The organism is Alteromonas lipotrueae (assembly GCF_019249215.1).
In the GTDB taxonomy this organism is placed as follows: domain Bacteria; phylum Pseudomonadota; class Gammaproteobacteria; order Enterobacterales; family Alteromonadaceae; genus Alteromonas; species Alteromonas lipotrueae.
Genome location: NZ_JAESDI010000008.1, coordinates 271,623 through 293,017, shown reverse-complemented (window position 1 = coordinate 293,017; position 21,395 = coordinate 271,623). Strand labels below are relative to the sequence as shown.

Annotated in this window: 24 protein-coding genes; 9 read left to right on the top strand and 15 right to left on the bottom strand. The window is 44.1% G+C overall.

Going from position 1 to position 21,395, the window contains the following annotated elements; translation table 11 throughout:
* Positions 1 to 45: 45 nt before the first annotated feature.
* Together JKP82_RS11800 and folX are read right to left on the bottom strand one after the other, a co-directional pair.
* Positions 46 to 942, bottom strand: a complete 897-nt coding sequence (locus JKP82_RS11800) for a TIGR01777 family oxidoreductase (protein WP_218397130.1) — start codon at positions 940 to 942, stop codon at positions 46 to 48.
* Between the two features lie 58 nt (positions 943 to 1,000).
* Entirely contained in the window at positions 1,001 to 1,369 is a 369-nt protein-coding gene (folX, locus tag JKP82_RS11795; protein WP_057792815.1) for a dihydroneopterin triphosphate 2'-epimerase, read from the bottom strand.
* A 75-nt stretch (positions 1,370 to 1,444) separates the two neighbouring features.
* Between folX and JKP82_RS11790 the strand changes: the two genes are divergently transcribed.
* Positions 1,445 to 2,488: an AI-2E family transporter gene (locus tag JKP82_RS11790; protein WP_041452556.1), complete on the top strand. Its 1,044-nt coding sequence runs from the start codon at positions 1,445 to 1,447 to the stop codon at positions 2,486 to 2,488.
* Here the strand turns inward: JKP82_RS11790 and JKP82_RS11785 are convergent.
* Genes JKP82_RS11785 through JKP82_RS11775 form a run of 3 tightly spaced genes read right to left on the bottom strand, consistent with a single transcriptional unit; the run spans position 2,485 to position 4,773 of the window.
* Positions 2,485 to 3,810 carry an ATP-binding protein gene (locus tag JKP82_RS11785; protein ID WP_218397129.1) on the bottom strand — a complete coding sequence of 442 codons (1,326 nt, stop codon included), beginning with the start codon at positions 3,808 to 3,810 and terminating at the stop codon, positions 2,485 to 2,487. The genes JKP82_RS11790 and JKP82_RS11785 overlap by 4 nt on opposite strands.
* 10 nt (positions 3,811 to 3,820) lie before the next feature.
* Complete coding sequence (locus JKP82_RS11780) at positions 3,821 to 4,495, bottom strand: response regulator transcription factor (RefSeq protein ID WP_063458348.1); 675 nt, start codon at positions 4,493 to 4,495, stop codon at positions 3,821 to 3,823.
* Between the two features lie 2 nt (positions 4,496 to 4,497).
* Entirely contained in the window at positions 4,498 to 4,773 is a 276-nt protein-coding gene (locus tag JKP82_RS11775) for a PepSY domain-containing protein (RefSeq protein WP_159531295.1), read from the bottom strand.
* A 534-nt stretch (positions 4,774 to 5,307) separates the two neighbouring features.
* Between JKP82_RS11775 and JKP82_RS11770 the strand changes: the two genes are divergently transcribed.
* Positions 5,308 to 5,772, top strand: coding sequence for a pyridoxamine 5'-phosphate oxidase family protein (locus JKP82_RS11770; protein ID WP_218397128.1), 465 nt, complete (start codon positions 5,308 to 5,310; stop codon positions 5,770 to 5,772).
* 257 nt (positions 5,773 to 6,029) lie between these two features.
* Here JKP82_RS11770 and JKP82_RS11765 read toward each other — a convergent pair whose 3' ends face one another.
* Genes JKP82_RS11765 through JKP82_RS11735 form a run of 7 tightly spaced genes read right to left on the bottom strand, consistent with a single transcriptional unit; the run spans position 6,030 to position 13,036 of the window.
* The gene (locus tag JKP82_RS11765) at positions 6,030 to 6,329 is read right to left on the bottom strand and encodes a YciI family protein (RefSeq protein WP_159531291.1); all 300 of its coding nucleotides are present in this window, start codon (positions 6,327 to 6,329) and stop codon (positions 6,030 to 6,032) included.
* Between the two features lie 11 nt (positions 6,330 to 6,340).
* Positions 6,341 to 7,150, bottom strand: a complete 810-nt coding sequence (trpA, locus tag JKP82_RS11760; RefSeq protein WP_218397127.1) for a tryptophan synthase subunit alpha — start codon at positions 7,148 to 7,150, stop codon at positions 6,341 to 6,343.
* Positions 7,150 to 8,331 carry a tryptophan synthase subunit beta gene (trpB, locus tag JKP82_RS11755; protein WP_159531287.1) on the bottom strand — a complete coding sequence of 394 codons (1,182 nt, stop codon included), beginning with the start codon at positions 8,329 to 8,331 and terminating at the stop codon, positions 7,150 to 7,152. The genes trpA and trpB overlap by 1 nt, the downstream gene beginning before the upstream one ends.
* Positions 8,332 to 8,346: 15 nt before the next feature.
* Entirely contained in the window at positions 8,347 to 9,744 is a 1,398-nt protein-coding gene (gene trpCF, locus JKP82_RS11750) for a bifunctional indole-3-glycerol-phosphate synthase TrpC/phosphoribosylanthranilate isomerase TrpF (protein WP_159531285.1), read from the bottom strand.
* Positions 9,737 to 10,768, bottom strand: a complete 1,032-nt coding sequence (gene trpD / locus JKP82_RS11745) for an anthranilate phosphoribosyltransferase (RefSeq protein ID WP_159531283.1) — start codon at positions 10,766 to 10,768, stop codon at positions 9,737 to 9,739. Before trpD ends, trpCF begins: the two co-directional genes overlap by 8 nt.
* Before the next feature lie 4 nt (positions 10,769 to 10,772).
* Positions 10,773 to 11,402 carry an aminodeoxychorismate/anthranilate synthase component II gene (locus JKP82_RS11740; RefSeq protein ID WP_373996595.1) on the bottom strand — a complete coding sequence of 210 codons (630 nt, stop codon included), beginning with the start codon at positions 11,400 to 11,402 and terminating at the stop codon, positions 10,773 to 10,775.
* Positions 11,399 to 13,036 carry an anthranilate synthase component 1 gene (locus tag JKP82_RS11735; RefSeq protein ID WP_159531281.1) on the bottom strand — a complete coding sequence of 546 codons (1,638 nt, stop codon included), beginning with the start codon at positions 13,034 to 13,036 and terminating at the stop codon, positions 11,399 to 11,401. Before JKP82_RS11735 ends, JKP82_RS11740 begins: the two co-directional genes overlap by 4 nt.
* A gap of 284 nt (positions 13,037 to 13,320) precedes the next feature.
* On the opposite strand from JKP82_RS11735, the gene JKP82_RS11730 reads away from it, so the two are divergent.
* From JKP82_RS11730 to rluB, 5 genes are all read left to right on the top strand, one after another.
* On the top strand, positions 13,321 to 14,205 hold the full coding sequence (locus JKP82_RS11730) for a PHP domain-containing protein (RefSeq protein WP_159531279.1): 885 nt from the start codon (positions 13,321 to 13,323) through the stop codon (positions 14,203 to 14,205).
* A gap of 82 nt (positions 14,206 to 14,287) precedes the next feature.
* On the top strand, positions 14,288 to 14,908 hold the full coding sequence (locus JKP82_RS11725; protein WP_013784779.1) for an L-threonylcarbamoyladenylate synthase: 621 nt from the start codon (positions 14,288 to 14,290) through the stop codon (positions 14,906 to 14,908).
* Between the two features lie 9 nt (positions 14,909 to 14,917).
* Positions 14,918 to 15,730, top strand: a complete 813-nt coding sequence (locus tag JKP82_RS11720; RefSeq protein ID WP_159531277.1) for a segregation and condensation protein A — start codon at positions 14,918 to 14,920, stop codon at positions 15,728 to 15,730.
* A gap of 2 nt (positions 15,731 to 15,732) precedes the next feature.
* Positions 15,733 to 16,377 (top strand): SMC-Scp complex subunit ScpB, encoded by a 645-nt coding sequence (gene scpB, locus JKP82_RS11715; protein ID WP_159531275.1) that lies wholly within the window; start codon positions 15,733 to 15,735, stop codon positions 16,375 to 16,377.
* Complete coding sequence (rluB, locus tag JKP82_RS11710) at positions 16,370 to 17,266, top strand: 23S rRNA pseudouridine(2605) synthase RluB (protein ID WP_013784776.1); 897 nt, start codon at positions 16,370 to 16,372, stop codon at positions 17,264 to 17,266. The genes scpB and rluB overlap by 8 nt, the downstream gene beginning before the upstream one ends.
* Positions 17,267 to 17,413: 147 nt before the next feature.
* Here the strand turns inward: rluB and JKP82_RS11705 are convergent, their stop codons facing one another.
* Positions 17,414 to 18,172: a hypothetical protein gene (locus JKP82_RS11705; protein WP_218397125.1), complete on the bottom strand. Its 759-nt coding sequence runs from the start codon at positions 18,170 to 18,172 to the stop codon at positions 17,414 to 17,416.
* A 223-nt stretch (positions 18,173 to 18,395) separates the two neighbouring features.
* On the opposite strand from JKP82_RS11705, the gene dkgB reads away from it, so the two are divergent.
* Complete coding sequence (gene dkgB / locus JKP82_RS11700; RefSeq protein ID WP_159531271.1) at positions 18,396 to 19,199, top strand: 2,5-didehydrogluconate reductase DkgB; 804 nt, start codon at positions 18,396 to 18,398, stop codon at positions 19,197 to 19,199.
* A 90-nt stretch (positions 19,200 to 19,289) separates the two neighbouring features.
* Here dkgB and JKP82_RS11695 read toward each other — a convergent pair whose 3' ends face one another.
* Together JKP82_RS11695 and JKP82_RS11690 are read right to left on the bottom strand one after the other, a co-directional pair.
* Complete coding sequence (locus tag JKP82_RS11695; RefSeq protein WP_159531269.1) at positions 19,290 to 19,853, bottom strand: sugar O-acetyltransferase; 564 nt, start codon at positions 19,851 to 19,853, stop codon at positions 19,290 to 19,292.
* A 31-nt stretch (positions 19,854 to 19,884) separates the two neighbouring features.
* Positions 19,885 to 20,556 (bottom strand): DUF4097 family beta strand repeat-containing protein, encoded by a 672-nt coding sequence (locus JKP82_RS11690; protein WP_218397124.1) that lies wholly within the window; start codon positions 20,554 to 20,556, stop codon positions 19,885 to 19,887.
* Positions 20,557 to 20,978: 422 nt separating this feature from the next.
* On the opposite strand from JKP82_RS11690, the gene arsC reads away from it, so the two are divergent.
* Positions 20,979 to 21,395 (top strand): arsenate reductase (glutaredoxin), encoded by a 417-nt coding sequence (gene arsC, locus JKP82_RS11685; RefSeq protein ID WP_159531265.1) that lies wholly within the window; start codon positions 20,979 to 20,981, stop codon positions 21,393 to 21,395.

Below are 21,395 nucleotides of genomic sequence, written 5' to 3'. Positions count from 1 at the left end.
TGGTTCAAGTTAGAGTGTGTGTCCGATTAAGCCTTCGATTAAGCGTCAGTGCTTATAAATTGCTTCCAACGCACTTTGCAAAGTGGGGTAAGCAAACGTGTAGCCTGAGGTTACGAGCTTTTCAGGTAGCACTTTTTGTCCTTTTAAAATCATGTCAGAAGATTCACCCATCGCTATTTTTAATACAAAGCTTGGAACGGTAAACAAGCAGGGCCTTGAAAGCGTTTCTGCTAATGTTTGCGAGAAGAATTTATTAGTTGAAGGTGATGGAGCCGTAAGGTTGAACGCCCCATGGCAACTATCATGTTCAAGTAGGTAAGCAATAGCTGACACCATGTCCTCAATGTGGATCCAAGATAAATACTGCTCACCATTTCCTATTTTGCCGCCCAATCCTAGTTTGAAGGGCAGTGCCATTTTCTCTAGTGCACCGCCATTTTTAGCTAACACTACACCGGTTCTTAGCGTACATACCCGCGTTTCGTCGCGAGCGACAGAGGTAGCGATAGCCTCCCATTTTGCACAAAGATCGTGGGTGAACTCTTCATGAGGGGGCGTTTGCTCGGTTACCTCAACACTGCCTTTACTTCCATAAAAGCCGATTGCTGAACCAGAGATAAATAAAGGTGGTGGGGTGCCCGCACTATTAATTTTTGCGACAAGTTTAGAAGTAATATCCCATCGGCTATCGCAAATTCTTTGCTTTTGCGTGTCTGTCCAACGTTTGTCTGCAATGGGTTCGCCCGCCAAATTGATGATGGCATCGAAAATTCCAATATCATCAATGTCACTCACATCTGAAACCAACGATACATTGCCACCCAGCAGGTGCTTAGCTTTTTTGGGGAATCTCGTTATGACAGTAAACTGATGCTCGCTTTTAAACTTTTCAATGAACGCGCTACCGATGAGGCCTGTGCCACCTGACATTAAAATTTTCATACAATGTACCTATAAGAGTGACTATAAAAGTGCTTATAAAAGGTCGTGCAACAAATAATCAGCCGGTTTTATTACACGAAAGCGTTAGCGACACCGAATCAGAAAATCGCAGTGCATGCGGCTTATCCACCTCTACTTCGGCGTAACGTACTGATGAGTGTTCAGCAGCCAAACTTAATACGTCGGCGGTGAGCTTTTCGAGCAATGAAAATCGGTTGTCCTCTACCAGCTTAATGATGGCCTTGGTAATCACCTTATAGTTTAACGCGTCTTCCATATTATCGCTGTCTGTCGCTCTTTGGGCATCGTAATCAATCTTCACATTAACGATAACGTCTTGTTTATTGATGATTTCATCTTCGTTAATACCAATATAAGTTCTCAATCTCAGGTTTTTAATTTTAATTGTGGCTAAGTTGAAGGTCATTGTATTCTCGTATTTGTAGTTATGTATAAGTCACTGTAAAGTGTTTGAGATTTTTATTAGGAATGAAGCAAAAAAATGTCCATGGAATTGCGCTCACCCATAGCGAAAGTACTTATTGTCCTCGCATGTTTAGTTGTTGTGATGGCGGGAATAAAGTCCGCTAGTACGATTATGGTACCTTTTTTCTTATCAATATTTATCGCTATTGCTTGTAGCCCAATAATTCATTGGACCGGACGTTTTGGCGTGCCTAAATGGCTTTCTATCACCTTAGTAATACTAATAATTCTAGTCTTTGGATTTCTTCTTGCTGGCCTAGTTGGACAGTCTATGACGGAATTTAGAGAAAATCTTCCACAATATAGGGAACAGCTCGATACCGAATTTTCGTGGATTATAGAAAAACTCGCACAATACAATATTAACGTTAACCAAGAACTGATTGCTACACACTTAGATCCTGCCACCGCGATGTCAGTAGCGACCAATTTTATCAGCGGTATGGGCGGCGTATTGTCGAACTTATTCCTTATATTGTTAACGGTTATTTTTATGTTGTTTGAGGCAGACAGCATTCCAAAACGTCTACACATTGCATTGTCAGACCCGGATATGAAATTGAAACACATCGACCGTTTCATTCGTTCTGTAAATAGTTATTTAGCTATTAAAACCGTGGTGAGTTTAGGTACTGGGTTAATTATCGGTACGTGGCTTTATGTGATGGGAATCGACCACTTTCTATTGTGGGCTGTTTTGGCATTCATGTTGAACTTCATCCCAAACATAGGTTCGATAATTGCTGCACTTCCAGCGGTACTTATTGCTTTTGTTCAATATGGTTTAGCTTCAGCTGGCATGGCTGCGTTAGGTTTTGTTTTAGTTAATACAATTATGGGAAACATGGTAGAGCCAAGACTGATGGGGAAAGGTATGGGGTTATCTACTTTGGTGGTGTTTTTGTCTTTAATCTTCTGGGGATGGTTATTGGGTACGGTGGGAATGCTACTCTCTGTGCCTCTTACTATGGTGGTAAAAATAGCACTAGAGTCTCGAGAGGAAAGCCAATGGCTTGCAGTGTTATTGTCTAGTGCGGGCGATAAAAAAGGAAAAGCTTAAACCGGAAATTTGATAATAAACCGAGCGCCGCCAATAGGGGCGCGCTCGATAAGCAATTTACCTTGGTATATTGCAATAAGATCGCTTACTAAGGCCATACCTATGCCTTGCCCGTCGGTGTAAGTATCTAATCGTGTCCCACGTTCTAACAGGGCTTGTTTCTTATCTGAAGGTACGCCGGGACCATCATCATCAATGGTCAACACAGCCCAATTTCCTTCGTTTGTCAGCGTAACCAACACTTTTGAGTCTGCAGCCTTACACGCGTTGTCTAACAGGTTACCCACCATTTCCATAATATCGGTTTCGTCGGCTTTTATAGCGACCTTGTTAATGGCTTCAATTGTTATCGATAATTGCTTATGTTGATACACTTTATCCATAGCGTTAGCCACTTTTTGCGTAATAGGCAACAGAGGAATAGCCGCTTGCCACCCCGTTTTACCAGCACTAGCACGTTTTAATTGGCGTTGAATAATTTGGTCAATTTGGTTGAGAGATTCAACAGCTTGTTTGGGCAGCTTTTCAACCCCTAATGCTACAGCCAGTGGCGTTTTTAAACTATGGGCAAGGTCGCCCAAGCTATTCTTATAACGAGCACGCTGCTGAGATTCAGATTTAATCAGTTCGTTGATTGACTGTTTCAATGGGTTAAATTCAACGGGGTAGTGCGCATCAAGCTGTTGTTTCTGCCCGCTAGAGGTAAGTGATATTTCACTAATAAGCTTTCTTACTGGCATAAGTACAAGGCTGATACCCACAATTATCAACACAAGCAAACCGCCGGATAGGATCAGTAACCAACGCCACACCACCGATATAAAGGTTTCGCGCTCTTCATTAAACAGGTGTTTATTATTAAAAATATAAAAACGAACTGGCTCGAAGTTGCTTTCTGAGGCAAATTCAGCCGTAAACGCGTAGGCGAAATAATCGGTATTATTGTCGAAATTGGCTATGTACGATTCAACAAAAAGTTCGTTGCCCACATTGATGTTTAAATTTGGGGCTGGCAATGTGTAATCTAACGCTGAAGCCGACTGCCATACTACGTGGCCGCGAAAAACAATCACGCCCAAGTAACCAGAGCCAGGCAAGTTAAGTTGCTCTTCGTATAAAATCTCGGGCATAAAGGGAATATCGCCATCTAGCTCAAAAGCGGACAGCAACCCTAGGTTCATGAGTCTAAGTTCACTCATCTTGGCTTGAGTTAAACTTGTGGTATAGGCGTCATCTAAAATAACCACAGTAAGCGGTGCAAATAGGGCAAGTACGCCCATCGCTAATAAAATGCTCCTTATTCTCAGCGACAGTTGTTTCATAGATTATGCTTCATAGGTTACGGTTAATCCTATACCCACGTCCGCGAAGGGTTTCAATGGGTTTAAAGCTACTTTCTGGATCTAGCTTTTTACGCAATCGGCCAACAAAAACTTCAATGACGTTACTATCAAGATCAAAATCTTGGTCGTAAATGTGCTCTGTTAACTCTGTTTTCGAGACCACTTTTTGCGGATTCAGCATTAAGTACTCCATGACTTTGTATTCGTACGCAGTCAACTCGAGAGGGGCATCATTTACAGTGATTTCTTCAGCGACCGTGTCCAGCGAAATAGGACCGAACTGTATAACAGGATTTGCCTGTCCAGAGGCGCGGCGAATCAGCGCCTTAACCCTTGCCAGTAACTCTTCATTGTGAAAAGGTTTGGTAAGGTAATCGTCCGCTCCTGCATCCAAGCCTTCAACTTTTTCCTGCCAGCGATCACGAGCGGTTAAAATAAGTACGGGGCAGCGTATATCTTCTTGCCTTGCCTTTCGAATAACTTCAAAGCCATCCATTTTAGGTAAGCCGATATCAATAATAGCTAGGTCGTAGGCATACTCATTGAGTTGATAAAGCGCATGCTCGCCGTTGTCGGCCAAATCTACACTGTAGCCATGTTGTTGTAATAGGCTATCAAGCTGGGTTAGAAGGCGACTGTCGTCTTCAGCAATGAGTATCCGCATAGTTAATCCTTTGAGTTGTTCTTAGATGTTTTCACTTTTCCAGAGCGTTTGTCTACGTCAACAGAGACAACTCGCCCCGATTCCTTTAGCACCTTAACGCGGTATTTTTGATTGGTTTGGCTTACGCGAAGTACACGACCTGACTCGGCTTTTCGAGCGCGTTCTACAGCTTGGCTTTTACTTAACTCACCACTTTTTTCCTGCTGTGCATAGGCACTGCCACCACTGCCTATAAACAGTGCTAGCATCAAAGCTACAGCGCGAAGTATGTTCACCATATATCCTCACCAAAAAAGCAGGCAAAGCCCGATAGGAACCTAGTATAGAGACCTGAGCTGAACCATTACTGAATATCTGTGTAAGTCTACCTTGCCAAATAGTGCGTGTACATAAAGCTATAATAAGAATGAATATGAGACAGTCACTTAAGCAGACAAGTAATTCAACAACGTACTAGATTGGACACACACTCTAATTTCAACTTTTCGGGTGACAAAAGATACTCGTACTTGAGTGACTGTCCAATATGAAGGGCTAAGAATAAAGCGGCTTAAATTAACGAGAGTGTCTAACTTTCCTTTCGAATTTAAGTGTGTGTCCAACCTTAGTCCATCCAATCTTAGTCGGTGTGAAAAACTTACTGCAAGAGTGAATAGGTTATAGGTAGAAGTAGCAAGTGTTTTACTCTTTTACAGAGCGTGATGCCTATGTAGCCCTTTCTTAGTAAGACCTGTAGCATCTAGAGGTTTTTCTGGCACGTAGTGTGAATTGTAGTTGGGTAAGTTTATTCAAATGTATGCAACGGAGGCAATATGTCGCACGATATTAAAACGGCAATGTGGGAAGCTATGTCTAGCAGTCCAAATGTAATGGTTAGCCTTATTAGTAAAAACACGCACGCTGAACCAATGCGTGCCCAGCTCGATAAGCATGCTAATAGCGAATTTTGGTTTTACACCACTAAAGATAATCGCATCGCTGAAGGTGGCGAAGCCATGGTACAGTTTTCATCAAAAGGGCATGATGTGTTCGCATGTATTCGCGGAACATTGGTTCAGGAAACTCGCCAAGATATTATCGACAAGTATTGGTCTAACGGCGTAGAAGCTTGGTACGAGAAGGGTAAGGACGATCCGAATTTACTCATGCTGCGATTTAATTTGGCGGATGCCGAGATTTGGGAGGCTGACCCATCCCTTAAAGGAATGTTTAAATTGATGACCGGCAAAACCATTTCACCTGATGAAATGGGTGAACACGACAAAGTGACTTTGTAGCTAGAATGCTCAAATGAGTGTGTGTCCAATTTAGATTGAAGTGTGTGTCCAATTTAGATTCGCACACAAAAAAGCCTGAAAGGAATGCGTTAGCATTTCTCTCAGGCTTTTTTATGAGCAGTAATCGAAGCTGAGTGCTCAATTGACGCTCGCTATTCATGAGGCCGAGTCAGTTAACATCACGATTGCTACTGTACCTTTACTAGTTACAACAAAACGTAAAGTAGGCACAAATCGATAACCGCTGAGAGTGACCGCTAAGGAAGCACTTTCTTGTAAGGTTTAACAATTACACTTTCGTAAACACCCGCTTCAATATACGGGTCGGCATCTGCCCAAGTTTGCGCCGCTTCTAGCGATTCAAATTCTGCAACCACCAATGAACCTGTAAAACCAGCTGGGCCCGGGTCTGGACTGTCGATAGCAGGGAAGGGGCCAGCTATAACTAACCTACCTTCATCTTTTAACGTATTTAAACGTGCTAAATGCGCAGGGCGGGCCGCTAAACGATTTTCCAAACTGTTTGCCACATCGGTAGCACAAATCATATAAAGCATATAATGACTCCTTAACCCTTAGCAGTGGCGGCTTTCATAGACTGCACAAACTCACCCAATGCACTTAGCATAGCATCGTTGTCATCTAGGTTTGCTGCAATCAAGTTCACTGTAGCTGAACCTGAAATAGCGCCCGCTGCACCAGCATCAATGGCCGACTTTACTTGTGCTGGCGTAGAAATACCAAACCCAAGTAGTGGAGGTGCACATTTGTGTGCCGTTAGTTTCGCAATCAACTCAGCGGCAGGAATTTCTACAGCAGTTTCAGCGCCAGTTACCCCAGCTCTACCTAATAGGTAGGTATAGCCTTTCGAGTACTCACCAATTTTTTCCATGGTTTCATCGGTCGCATTCGGCGGAGCAATCAAAATTTGTGATATTCCATTAGCATCAGCCGCTTTTTGGAATGGTGCAGCTTCGCGAATAGGTACATCAGCAACTAAAATAGAATCTACACCTGCATCACTGGCCTTTTTATAAAAGCCATCGATAGACTGTGCCATCACTAGGTTGCTGTAAAGAAGTAAACCAATAGGCACTTGTGGGTACTTACTACGCACGCGAGTGAGTAATTCAAAACATTTAGCTACTGTAACGTTGCTTTTGTGCGCACGAATACTCGCCGCTTGAATAGTAGGGCCATCGGCGATTGGATCTGAATAGGGAATACCAAGCTCTAGTGCATCAGCACCACTTTCAACCAATTGGCAAATTATCGCTTCAGATTGCGCTAAATCAGGGTCGCCTATCATCACGAAGGGAACAAAAGCGCCTTCATTTTTTGCGTCTAGGCGCGCAAACATTTCTGCATATCTTTCCATTACAGTTTGTCCCCTAAAATTTTGGTTACATGTGCTAAATCTTTATCGCCACGGCCAGATAAATTCACCACAATAATGGTTTCTTCTTCTGCTTCGTCGGCCATATTTAATGCGTGTGCTAGGGCGTGTGAAGACTCAAGCGCGGGAATAATACCTTCTTTGCGTGCAAGCAATTGGAACGCGTTAAGGGCTTCTTCATCGGTAGCGGCAACGTACTCAGCACGGCCAGTTTCGGCTAAATAAGCATGTTGAGGGCCAACCGCTGGGTAATCTAGTCCGGCAGAAACTGAATAGCTCTCTTCAATTTGGCCTTCGTGGTCTTGCATAATGAAGGTATAAGCGCCGTGCAGTATACCTTTAGTGCCCGTCACAATAGTGGCGCCGTGCTCTTTGGTGTGCACTCCTTTACCCGCAGGTTCAACACCTACAAGGCGTACAGAAGGTTCGTCGATGAAATCAGCAAACATACCAATAGCATTAGAACCACCACCTACACAGGCAACAACCGCATCTGGTAAACGGCCTTCTTTTTCTAGAATTTGTGCACGTGTTTCTTCGCCAATCATACGGTGGTATTCACGTACAATAGTCGGGAATGGGTGAGGGCCCGCAGCCGTACCTAACAGGTAATGTGCGGTATCGTAATTAGCAGACCAGTCACGCATAGCTTCGTTTACCGCATCTTTAAGTGTGCCAGAGCCAGCATTTACTGGAATAACTTCTGCGCCCATTAGCTTCATTCGAAAAACGTTAGGCGCTTGACGCTCAACATCTTTTGCACCCATATAAATACGGGCTTTTAAGCCTAATAATGCGCATGCTAACGCTGTAGCAACACCGTGTTGACCAGCCCCAGTTTCGGCAATAACTTCGGTTTTACCCATACGCTTGGTTAATAACGCCTGACCCAGAACTTGGTTTGTTTTGTGGGCACCTCCGTGAAGTAAGTCTTCACGTTTAAGGTATAATTTTACTTTAGGGTTGCTCACCAAGTTGCGGGTTAGCGTCATTGCTGTTGGGCGGCCTGCGTAATCTTTTAATAACCCCAAAAACTCTTCGTTGAAGCTAGGATCATCTTTCGCATCTAGAAACGCTTTTTCTAGTTGGTCCAGTGCAGGAATAAGTAGTTCTGGCACATACATGCCACCGAACTCTCCAAATTTTGTATCTAATTGATTCATGCGTTGTCCTAAGTGTTAATAGCGGCGACAAATTGAAAATAGCTCGGCTAATTTTTCAGCCGACTTTTCGCCTGGGGCACTTTCTACCCCTGAATTTATGTCGATGGTTGCGCAGCCTACCTCAATGCCTTGAGCAATGTTGGCTGCGTTAATTCCACCGGCTAGAATAATTTTTTGCTTGTTGGCTATATTGTCTAACAATCGCCAATCGAAGCTTTCCCCTGTACCGCCTTTGGCATTACCTACTTGGCAATCAAGCAGTACATAATCGATATTTTCATCTTCTAATAACTGAGGTAACTGTTCAGGCAATGCGCCTTTCACGCCTTCGGCTTGCCATATTTCACAACGTGACGGCAAGGCGTCTTTCAGTTTTGTTCTATATGTTGCACCTTCGCTGCCGTGTAATTGAACGGCGGCTAGCGAAAGCGTTGCAGCTAACCTAGCAACATGGTCTATGTCATGATTCACAAACACGCCCACATAATCGCCTTCAACGGTTTCTACAATATCTTTTGCGACAGATTCGGCTACAAACCGAGGTGATTTTTCAGCGAAAATTAGCCCGCCCATGCTCGCGCCACTTCCAAAAGCAAGTTGTGCCTGTTCAACACTGGTTAACCCGCATACTTTTACCGAACCGTAAATTAAGCTTTGAACGGCGCGTTTCAAATTAGCTTGCGACATAAGTGCACTGCCTACCAAGAAGCCTTGGCAAAGCGGGCTTAAGCGCAATACGTCTTCATGGGTATAAATACCCGATTCTGAAATTACCACAAAGTCGTGTGTGGCACTTTCCAGCATAGGCACCAAGTGTTCTGTGGTGGCTAAATCGGTTGATAAGTCGCGCAGGTTACGGTTGTTAATACCAATAATGTTTGCTTCAAGAGCAATCGCGCGACGCATCTCTTCTTCGTTGCTTACCTCAGTAAGAATATCTAACGACAAGCTATTGGCTACGGTAGCGAGCTCGCGATACTGCGCATCGTCTAACACGCTTAGCATGAGCAATACGGCATCGGCATTATAATGGCGAGCCAAATAAACCTGATAAGTATCAATAAAGAAATCTTTGTTTAATACAGGTTGTGCTACACGTTCTGTAACGTAGGCCAAATATTCAAATTTACCTTGGAAATACTTCTCGTCAGTAAGCACTGAAATGCCCGCTGCATAGGGTGTGTATGCAGCTAAAATTTCGTCTAGGTCGAAATGTTCGCGAATAAGCCCTTTTGAGGGCGAGGCTTTTTTACACTCAAAAATAAAGCCAGCATTCGGTTCATTCAATGCATCAAACAAGCTTTTGTTCGAAGGCACTAAATCTGCTTTAAAGCTTTCAAGTGGCAGAGCCGTTTTTCCAGCATCAACTTCAATGCGTTTATCGGCAACAATTTTTTCTAGCACATTAGGCATCAGAGCTGACCTCCTGACTGATTTTGGCAACTTGGTTTAATACCGCCAAAGGTTTTGCATCTTTCATTGCTTGCATGGCCATTTCGGTGCCGTCTTTAAATGAATCGGCGGTACCGGTAACTTTAAGTAGTGCGCCGCAGTTCATTGCAATGGCAGCGCGATGGGCTTCTTGGCCTTCACCGGCTAATGCGGCTTCAATGTATTTCTTGTTTTCTTCTGGCTCGCCGCCCTCAATCGCCGATAATGGGTATGAGGAAAGGCCAAAGTCTTCAGCGGTGACAGTTAACTTACGAATGTCACCATGCTCAAGATCGTAAATAATAGATTCACCATGCAGAGCAAGTTCATCTAAGCCATCGCCGTGAACAATCATGGCGCGATGTTGGCCAAGAAGCATAAGGGTTTTTGCGTAAGGTTCAAGCAGTTCAGGGGAGTAAACGCCGAACACACCATGTGTTGGGCCCGCTGGATTGGCAAGTGGCCCTAGTATGTTAAATAAGGTTCTGGTCTTCAGGGCAGCACGGACGGGGGCTGCGAAACGCATGCCTGCGTGATATACCGGCGCAAAAAGAAATGTGAAATTTGCTTCATCTAAGCATTTTCTCGACAATTCCGGTGTAATTTCTAAGTTTAAACCGAATTGTTTGAACAGATCAGCCGAGCCAGACTTGCTAGATACGCTTCTGTTGCCATGTTTGGCCACTTTCACACCACATGCTGCTGCCACCACCCCTGCGGCGCTCGAAATGTTAATAGTGTTATGACCATCGCCACCTGTGCCTACAATGTCGGCAAACGGGTAGGTGGGTGCAGGAAACGGCTTGGCGTTCGCAACCATGGCACTGGCTGCTCCGGCAATTTCACCCGGAGATTCATGCTTAATCTTTAGCGCTGTGAGAACCGCTGCAATAACGGCTTCGCTTTGCTCACCGTGCATAATACTGTTGAACAACGTGTAAGCTTCGGTTTGAGACAGCGCCGTTTGTTTGATGAGTTTTTCAAGTAATGGAGTAGCGTCAAACATGGCTTTATCCTTGTTGCGTTAAATAGTCGATGCTTTGCTTCAGCAGCACACTGCCTTGAGCCGTTAATATCGACTCAGGGTGAAATTGAAAGCCCAACATTTTATCAGTATTGTTAAACACTGCCATGACGGTTTCAGTTCCATCATCGTTAACACAAGACGCACAGGGCTCAAGGGCGTCAGGTAGTGTTTGTGCGGCTAACGAATGATAACGTGCTACATGTAATGGCTGTGGCAGGTCTGTAAACATGTCTTTTTCTGAATGGGTAATAGCAGAACTTTTACCATGCATAACTTGCGTGGCGCGGCCGACAATACCGCCATAATATTCAACAATGGCTTGATGACCTAAACATATACCCAGTACTGGAAAAGTACCTGCTACTTTATCAAGTAAAGCCGGCATGCAGCCCGCTTCGCTTGGTGCGCCAGGGCCTGGCGACAGCATTAGCAGTACTGGGCTCTTGGTGGCTTGTTCTTGCATTTTTTCGAATAACATATCAGCGCACACTGTGTTGCGATATACGTTTATTTCTAAATCAAGCGCACGTAATTCATCTACCAAGTTATAGGTAAAAGAGTCGACGTTATCGAGTAAGAATAGGGTGGTTTTGTTGCTCATAGTCATACTCATGCTTGTGTCTCCGCTTCCGCTTTGAGTGCTGCGGTAACCGCGCTAATAACCGCTTGCGCTTTTGCACGGGTTTCATCGGCTTCAGCTTGTGGAACAGAGTCGTAAACCACCCCAGCGCCTGCTTGAATGAAAGCACGGCCGTTTTTCACAAACGCCGAACGAATAACAATACAGGTATCCATGTCACCTTGTCCGTTTATATAGCCTACTGCGCCGCCATAGCTACCACGACGTTTTTGTTCTACTTCACGAATCAGCGTAGCGGCACTCACTTTTGGCGCACCCACTAAGGTGCCCATGTTCATACACGCTTGATAAGCATGTAGCGCATCTAAATCGTCACGAAGTTGGCCAACAACACGGGAAACAAGGTGCATAACATGAGAGTAGCGGTCTACTTTCAATAAGTCTTTAACAAAGCGGCTTCCCGGGCGGCTTACTTTCGCCACATCGTTTCGCGCTAAATCGACCAGCATAATGTGCTCAGACTTCTCTTTGTTATCTTCACGCAAGTTAAGTTCAATGCGACTGTCTAAGTCGTGATTAATCGTGCCATCAGGGCGTTTGCCGCGAGGACGGGTGCCGGCAATGGGGTAAATTTCAACTTGGTTGCTATCACTTTCATACTTGAGTGCAGACTCTGGTGAAGCACCAAAAATAGTAAAGGCTTCATCTTGCATAAAGAACATGTAAGGGCTGGGGTTTTGTTCTTTTAAATGGGCGTAAGCAAGAAGCGGAGAAGGGCAAGGCAGTGAGAATGTACGAGAAGGAACCACTTGGAAAATATCCCCTGCAAGAATGTGCTGTTTTAACTCAAGCACATTGCTACAGAATTCTTCATCACTTTTATCTACGTTTACCGAAATGTCTCCACCGATAACAGCGTCATCAATACCTGCGCCATCAATACCAGTGCCAGAAGTTAAAGTAGGTGTCTCGGGCATAGACTGCAATTGCTGATGCAATGATTCTAAGCGCTGGGATATTCCAAAATATTGCTGGGCTACGTCTTCGCCACTAAACACGCTGCCAATCAAGTGGGTTTCGCGAGTTTGGTGATCTACCGTAATAAGGGTTTCAGCCAAGTAAAAAACAAAATCTGGACAATCATTATCGCCATCTTCTACATGAGGAAGCGATTCAAATCCCGCTAGCATGTCATAGGCAAATACACCGCCTAAAAAAAGCGCGTGGGGATGTTGACGAATAGGCGTGATTTTTTTCACGATAATACGCAAGGTATCCATTACGCTGGCAGACTTTAAACGGCTATCTTCGTCTAACTGCGCATCAGCAGGTTCACATAACAAGGTGACCGATGTGTCGGTACTGTCAACGCATGTTACCCCATCAGGGCACTGAGATTTAAATATTGGCAACACGGAAGCGCCGTTTTCCGTAAGGGCTTTTACGTCAACACGGTTTCCAGTGCACTCTAGGCGTAAAGCCGCTTGTACCATTAATAAACTTTGTAAATCGTCTTTCGAATCGATTTCTGCCGACTCTAATAACAACGCATTAGGACGTTCGGCACAAATGTGTGCGAAGGCTGCAAGAGGGTCGTCGATGTAATGCCCAACCTGCTCAATTGTTTCGACTTTGCCTGGGGTTGTGCCCAGTTCCGCTAAACTCATTTTTGCCACTCTCCGACTGCAAAAAGATAAAAAAAAGGCCCGTAAATACGGGCCTTTTGTGTTTTATTCACGCACAAATGCGCACACCACCCGTTAATCGAGGGAGTGCCACCACCAAGAAGCAATAGTTGTTGCAGTTGTGATTGTCATTAATTGCATGAATAAACTCGTGTTTGGTTCAATCTTGTACGAACATCGATAGTTATCGAAGGCGTAAATCTGTATACTTGTGCGTATAGAAGAAAACAAATTCACCTTTGTGTCAACCAATTATTGAAAAGCCTTTGAAAATAGATCTCCACAGCCATACAAAATTCTCCGATGGGCACCTCACTGTAGAGGAGCTTATACTGCGTGCGCACACCATGCAGGTTGACGTACTAGCCATTACCGACCACGACACAGTGGCAGGATTAGAAACGGCGCATAACACGCAGGCGAAACAAAAACGGCCTTTAAAGATTATTGATGGTGTTGAAATTTCCACCAATTGGCATGGTTTCGATATTCACGTTGTGGGGTTAAATGTTGATAGAACCAACCCAACATTTCTAGCGCAACTTGAAGGTCAGGCTCATACTCGAAAAGTAAGAGCAGAAAAAATAGCGGAAAAGTTGGGCAAGTGCGGGTTTGAAGGGGTACTTCCTCGGGCCATTGCATTAGCCGGTGAAGGGCAGGTAACCCGCGCACATTTCGCGCGCGTGCTGGTGAATAACTATGGCGTTGGCACCATGAATGCAGCCTTTAAAAAGTATTTAGGCAAAGGCAAGCGAGCAGCGGTAAAAGCAGAGTGGCCAAGTGTTGAAACTGCCATCGAGTGGATTCACGGCGCGGGTGGACAAGCCGTACTTGCACACCCCGTTCATTACGATATGACCGCAAAATGGTTACGCCGATTGGTCGATTTATTTGCCCAAGCGGGCGGCGATGCAATTGAAACTGCGTTTCCTGGTATTAGCAAAGACAAGCAAGCGCTGGTGAATGAACTCGCCGCTAGCCATAATTTATTGGCCTCGGCAGGCTCAGATTTTCACTTTCCATCGCGATGGACAGAACTAGGTAAAAATTTGGGTATTAGCAGTAGCTTAACGCCTATTTGGCACGATTGGCCTGTGGTCGCAGGGGTTGCAGACGCTGTGAACCAATCTGCACCTAGTATTAACGATTAGCGGCTAGTGGTTCGCAGCGTGTTATTAGCTGCCTTCTTTCGCTAAACAATAGCCAAGCAATAGGCATGAACAGGACATTATCATGAGTCAGTTTTTCTATATTCATCCTGAAAACCCACAGCAACGTTTGTTGAACCAAGCTTGTGAGCTTATACGTGAAGGGGCGGTAGTGGTTTATCCTACCGACTCTGGTTATGCCATTGGTTGTCAGATGGAAGATAAAAAAGCCTTAGAGCAATTATGCCGCATTCGAGATATTGGCAAAGACCACAACTTCACCCTGATGTGCAGAGATATGTCTGAATTATCTATTTACGCAAAAGTGGATAATACGGCATTTAGACAAATTAAAAATAACACGCCAGGTTCGTACACGTTTGTACTAAAAGCCACCCGTGAAGTGCCTAAGCGTCTGCAAAATCCAAAGCGTAAGACCATTGGAATTCGTGTGCCCGATAACGCCATTGCATTAGCGCTACTTGAAACCTTAGGCGAGCCGCTAATGTCTACCTCACTTATTTTGCCAGGCAATACCATGGCAGAATCAGACCCTGACGTTATTCGCGATAATTTAGAAAAGCAGGTGGGGGTGATTATTCACGGCGGGTATTTAGGTGAGCAACCTACCACCGTAATTGATTTATCTGAAGATACCCCTGTCATCATGCGCCGTGGTACCGGCGACCCTGCTCCGTTTGAATAGTATATTCAGATGAGCAGTGAGCAATCGCCCATTCAGCAGCCGCTTCCGCTCGCATTTGTTCATGGTGAGGCGTTAATAGAAAAGCCTGAAGACTTATTTATACCGCCTGATGCGCTAGAAGTTATTTTAGAAACGTTTGAAGGGCCGCTCGACCTTCTGCTGTACCTAATACGAAAACAAAAATTCGATATTATTACCTTGCCGGTGGCGACAATCACTAAGCAATACATGGAATATGTTGATGCCATGATGTCGTTAAAGCTAGAACTAGCGGCTGAATACCTGTTGATGGCCGCTATTTTAGCCGAAATAAAATCACGGTTATTGCTACCTAAACGTAGCAGCGATAGCGAAGAGGAAGAAGATCCACGCGCTGAACTTATTAGGCGGCTAAAAGAATATGAACTCGTGAAACAAGCCGCTGAAGATTTGGATGTTCAACCTCGTTTAGAACGTGACATATTCGATACTCATGTACTGACAGCTGAGAGTGTTGCGCCAGTGCGAATTGAACCAGAGATAAGCCTAGCGGAAATTGTACTTGCGTTTAGTGGAGCAATGAAACGGGCAGCTGCCTTTGAACACCATACTATTGCCCGTGAAGCCCTAAGTACGCGTGAGCGTATGTCGATGATACTCAGTTTGTTAAACGCCAGTGAATTTACGCCACTTGAAGGGTTATTCACGGTGGAAGAGGGGCGCGCTGGTGTGGTGGTCTGCTTCCTAGCCATTTTAGAGTTGGTAAAAGAACAACTGATTTTTTGCATTCAGGCAGGTCCTTACGCTCGAATTCATGTAAAATTAGGCAGCAGCGTTGAGTAATAATGAAAAAAATTAAAACAGCTCAATTAAAACAACTGGTTGAAGCCGCCATATTCGTCGCCGATGCCCCTGTGTCTATTCAGCAATTAAGAGACACGGTGCTAAGTGACTTCGCGGTAGCAGAGAGAACCTTAAAAGCAGTTATTAATGAGCTAACCCTAGATTATCAACCTAGGGGTATACAATTAGTTAAAGTAGCCAGTGGCTACCGATTTCAATCTGTGGATGCGTTAAGTCCATGGTTGAGCAAACTATGGCAGGAAACTGCCCCAAAGTATTCCCGTGCTATGTTGGAAACTTTGGCACTTATTGCCTATCGTCAACCTATTACTCGCGGAGAAATTGAGCAAGTAAGAGGCGTAGCGGTAAGCAGTAGTATAATGAAGACACTCACAGAACGAGAATGGGTAAAAGTTGTGGGGCATAAAGAAGTGCCAGGTAGGCCAGCATTGTATGCCACCACCCATACTTTTTTAGATTACTTTTCGCTTTCATCATTATCGGAGCTTCCAAATTCCGATGCCTTTGATGAAATGGCAAAGAGTATTGATTCCACCTCGTCGCTTAAGGTGTTAAATGAGGCACCGTCTGAGGTAACAGACCGTGCGACCGAAAACAAGCAAATAAAGAGTGATACAAATGACTGAAAAGTTGCAAAAAGTACTAGCTAACCAAGGGCTAGGCTCGCGACGAGAAATGGAACGTTGGATAGAGCAAGGCCGCGTTTCTGTGAATGGTACATTGGCAACATTGGGCGACCGTGTTGACGAAACAGGGCAGATTCGTGTTGATGGGCATTTGTTGTCTCGTCAAACTGAACAGCCTGTATGCCGGGTTTTAATGTATAACAAGCCCGAGGGCGAGTTATGTAGCCGCCACGATCCTGAAGGGCGTGATACGGTGTTTGACCGTTTACCTGCTATTCGTATGGGCCGCTGGATTGCGGTAGGGCGTTTAGATATGAACACGAGCGGCCTATTGTTGTTTACCAACGATGGTGAGCTTGCAAACCGGTTGATGCACCCTAAGTGTGAAGTAGAGCGGGAATATGCTGTTCGTGTATTTGGTGATGTAACACATCAAACGTTAAATACCTTGAAAAAAGGTGTTCAACTTGAAGATGGCGAAGCTAAGTTTTTAAGTATCTCGGGTAAAGTCGCTCCTCCAGGCTCAGAAGAAGAAAGCATGAACCGTTGGTTCAACGTTACGCTTAAAGAAGGACGTAACCGAGAAGTACGTCGTTTGTGGGAATCACAGGGTGTACAGGTAAGCCGATTAATCCGTGTTAAATACGGTCCAATGGACTTACAAAAGCGTTTACCTCAGGGAGCTTGGGTAGAGCTGGGTTTAGAAGACGTAAACTCACTACGGGACATTGTGCAATTACCTGAAGAAACGCAAACTATGGTGGATGTACGCCAAGGCAAATTAGATCATGCACGTTTAAGCCGTATGCGTCGCTCTGTGAAAAAACACAAGGTACGTAAAGAGAATGGCGGTGTTAAAAAGCGGGTAGCGAGAACGCCTAAGCGTTAATAACAGTGTGAAATAGTAGATTAGAAAAAGCGGGCATTGCCCGTTTTTTTTTGCAGAATTATCTTTCGTGCACAGCTATGCCATGCAAATATGGGGGCTGTGCGATGTTGAGCATGTATGCGCTTCTAAAGCCTACACCTAAAATAATTAGTCGCAATTAGTCCCAGCAGCAATACCATATTCACGCGCTTTAGCATTTATTGATTCGCGGTTTTCAACAACATAGCGATTAAGTTTAGTGAGCACTTCTGGTTGAGACTGAGTAGAGATACGATACTTTACCCCATTAGCAGGAACATTTTTTGCGATCGCCACTAAATCTTCAGGCAAGCCCTGCGATACCAATTCACTTTTAATCGTCGCAATATTTAAATCAATAGCATCCACTAACCCTTTCAAAAGCATGCGAGTAAGAATACGAACCGAACGCTCATTGGCGATAGTCAGCGTGCCGTCTGAACGCTTTTCTTGCCATTTTTCGGCAGGGGTAAAGCCGTTTAATAAACCGAGCCGAGTAACTTCATCCATTGGCATGTCACTGTTTTCGGCGAGCACAACCGAGGTATCGCATACGGTAATTAGCGCTTCACCGTAAATCAGGCCTGGGGTACCACTTTGGGTCCACCTAGGGTTATCAGGTAAGCGAAAATCAATGGCATTGTCTTCGAACCAGTGATTGAAGCGTTGTAAGGGAAGGGGGATGAACTCAAAAGAAATATGATGTACATCACCAAAATCCGCCATGATGTCGCTTAATAACCCGCGATGTGGCGTAGTGGTAAAGTCCATCACAGGGAAGTAATTCATGGCTTCAACACCGACTCGTAGGTGCTTAACATTAGAGGCTGTAGCTAAGTTACTGACAGGGATGCAGAAAATTATCAGCAGGAAAAAACGGTTAAACATTAGGGCTTCACGGCATGTGTTTCATGGCGGGCAGGATACTTTTTTACAGATCCATTTTCCACTTTTATATCCTTTTCGATGCAGATGGGCGAATTGTTGTGTCAATGCCGACGGCCTTGAAATGTAGATTAATTTTTTCAATGAATTCGATCTCCCCGAGGTTTGAGTGCGTAGGAACAACACATCAATGATTTGATAAACGTGCACAAAAAAGGAGACTGATATGAAAGATATGCCTCAGTTAGGAATGGGAACATTCCGTTTGGAAGGTGATACTGCACTCAATGCTGTAACTGATGCGCTTGATGTAGGTTTCAGGCATGTAGATACCGCACAAATATACAAAAATGAGGAGCTCGTTGGCGATGCGATTAAAACCAGCGGCATTACACGCTCCGATTTATTCATTACCACCAAGGTGTGGTACGAGTCTTTAAGTGAAGATAAGTTTATTCCTAGTGTTCACGAGAGCTTGTCGAAGCTAAAAGTTGAGTATGTTGATTTACTGCTTATTCACTGGCCTTACCCAGGTAATGACATTTCTTTAGAAGATTACTTGATGCGCTTGAAACAAGCTAAAGAGCTTGGTCTTACGCGCCATATAGGGGTGTCTAACTTCACAATAGATCAGATTAAACAGGCTGAGAAAATCCTAGGTAAGGGAGAGATTTACACCAACCAAATAGAGCTGCACCCGTTTATGCAGAACCGTCAAGTTGTACAAGCCTGTGAAGAGCGCGGTATCGGCGTAACGGCTTATATGCCATTTGCCGTCGGTGATGTAATGAAGGATGACACATTAAACGCTATAGCCGATGCGCATGACTCCAGTCCTGCTCAGGTGGTATTGGCATGGTTAGATAAAAAAGGGATTAACACCATTCCTTCTTCAACCAGCAAAGAGCACTTGGCGCAAAACTTCTCTTACACTGATATCTCACTCACAGATGATGATATTACCCGCATCGATGAGCTAGATAACGGTGAGCGCATCGTTAATCCAGACTTTGCGCCTAACTGGGATTAAACGTTAGAGGAATTAAACGTTAGAGGAATTAAACGTTAGAGAGGTTGACGCTAAGCTGGATTAATCGGTATCTAGGTTAAATAGGTATTGTTAATTTTTAGCGTCAAGATGCTTGATAATTTTGGCTGGATTACCGCCAATAACAACGTTGTCACCAAAGCTTTTGGTGACAACGGCCCCTGAAGCTACCACCACATTATTGCCTAAGGTAACACCTGGATTTATTACCGCCATACCGCCAATCCAACAATTGTGACCGAGAGTAATTGGCTTTGCGAACTCGATACCGGTTTGTCTAGATGTTGGATCGATAGGGTGTGTGGCAGTGTAAATACCTACTTGCGGTGCAATCATACAATTGTCACCAATAGTGACTTTAGCGGCATCCAATATGACGCAATTAAAATTAGCGTAAAAGTTTTCACCCACATGGATGTTTTCGCCATAGTCACACTTGAAAGACGACTCTATGTATAGGCGTTTGCCCGTAGTGCCAAAAAGCGCCTTTAATTGACGAGTGCGGGCTTTGTGTTCTGTTTGACAGGTAGCATTAAGCTCGTCCAATTTTATCCTGCAGGCCTTGCGTAATCCGGTTAACTCACGATCGCTAGGGTAGTAGAGTTCACCGGATAACATTTTCTGTTTTTCGTTCATGCCAATCTACATTTGGAATAATACCAAGACCTTACTTGCTAGATGAATAACTGACAATCACTTTTTCTTGTAGAGCGGCGTTAGCAATATCCATATTTACAGGGCGTTCAAGAATTATTGAGCCGCCGATAGAAACATCATCGTCGATGGTGAGCTTAGGTTTTGTGCTATTTCTTTCCAGCCAGCCTTCATCACGCATCTTATATATAATGTCGCCCTTAACTAAGGTATCGCCTTTAAGGGTGATGTCTCCATTCATACTTTCAATATTGTTCTCAACTACGCTGTCTACAATTTCAATATCACCATTAACCGTTTCTACGCTGCCTTGAATGGTACTTTGCTTCTCAATATTTATATCGCCGTTAACGGTTTCAATACTGTTAGTTACATGCAGATTCGATCCCGCATCAAGGTCGCCATTCACGATGTTGATGTCGTCAATGCGTACATGAGAACCTATCTCTACACCGCCGTTCACAACGCTAATATCTTCCGCTTGTGCATGATCTTCAAGCGACACATTGCCATTGACCGAAGATAGATCGCCTACCGAGCGATGTTCTGCTACATCTACACTACCAAACACGCTACTTATATCCTCTCCCTCTTGGGCATTGGCATTGCCAATGTGAATTACGCAGCCAGAAAGCAATGTTGTCGCTGCAAAGCATAAAGTGCTGGCAATAAGTGTTTTTTTCATCGTGAAGCCTTTTCAGTGTTGTTTAACGTTCTAAATTACTCATTAATGTATGCTTATCTATCACAGAGCATGCCAAGATAAAAATAATATAATTATCAATGTTTTAATAGTTTCTGAGTCAACTCTCAATCATAGTTTTTTATGACTTCACTAGATAATAGCGAAATACACCAATTGTTCGGCATTCAAGTTATTTCTATTTGAACAGCTGAGCGTTGTGAAAGGCTGTTAGTAAAAGCAGCTTTGATAACTAATCAAAAACTATGAGAATTGGACACACACTCGAATATGTAGGACACACACTTAAATGAGCAGCAATTGAGTTGGACACACACTCAAATGATAACAAATATGAAATATCATATGTGTTAAGCTGTTACTATCTTAATTCAGTAAGTCACTTTTCCTACAAGGTCTAAATTATGATTGTTATTCACCACAACCCCGCCTGCGGCACATCTCGTAACGTGCTTAAAATTATTGAAGATGCTGGGTACTCGCCAATTGTTGTAGATTATCTGAACGAAGGTTGGACCCGTTCTCAGTTACTTGGTTTATTTGCAGCTGCGAACTTAACCCCTAGGCAAGCACTCAGGACAACAAAGTCACCGGCAGAAGAGTTAGGGTTACTGGATGAGTCTGTATCAGACGATGCTTTGCTTGATGCTATGTTGGTACACCCAGTTTTGGTAAATAGGCCTATAGTTTGCACAGAAAAAGGCGTAGGGCTTTGTCGGCCTAGTGAAAAAGTACTCGACTTGCTACCTTCATGGCCATCAGGCCCTTATTTTAAAGAAGATGGTGAGCAAATATTAAATGAACTTGGTAAAAGGATGTAA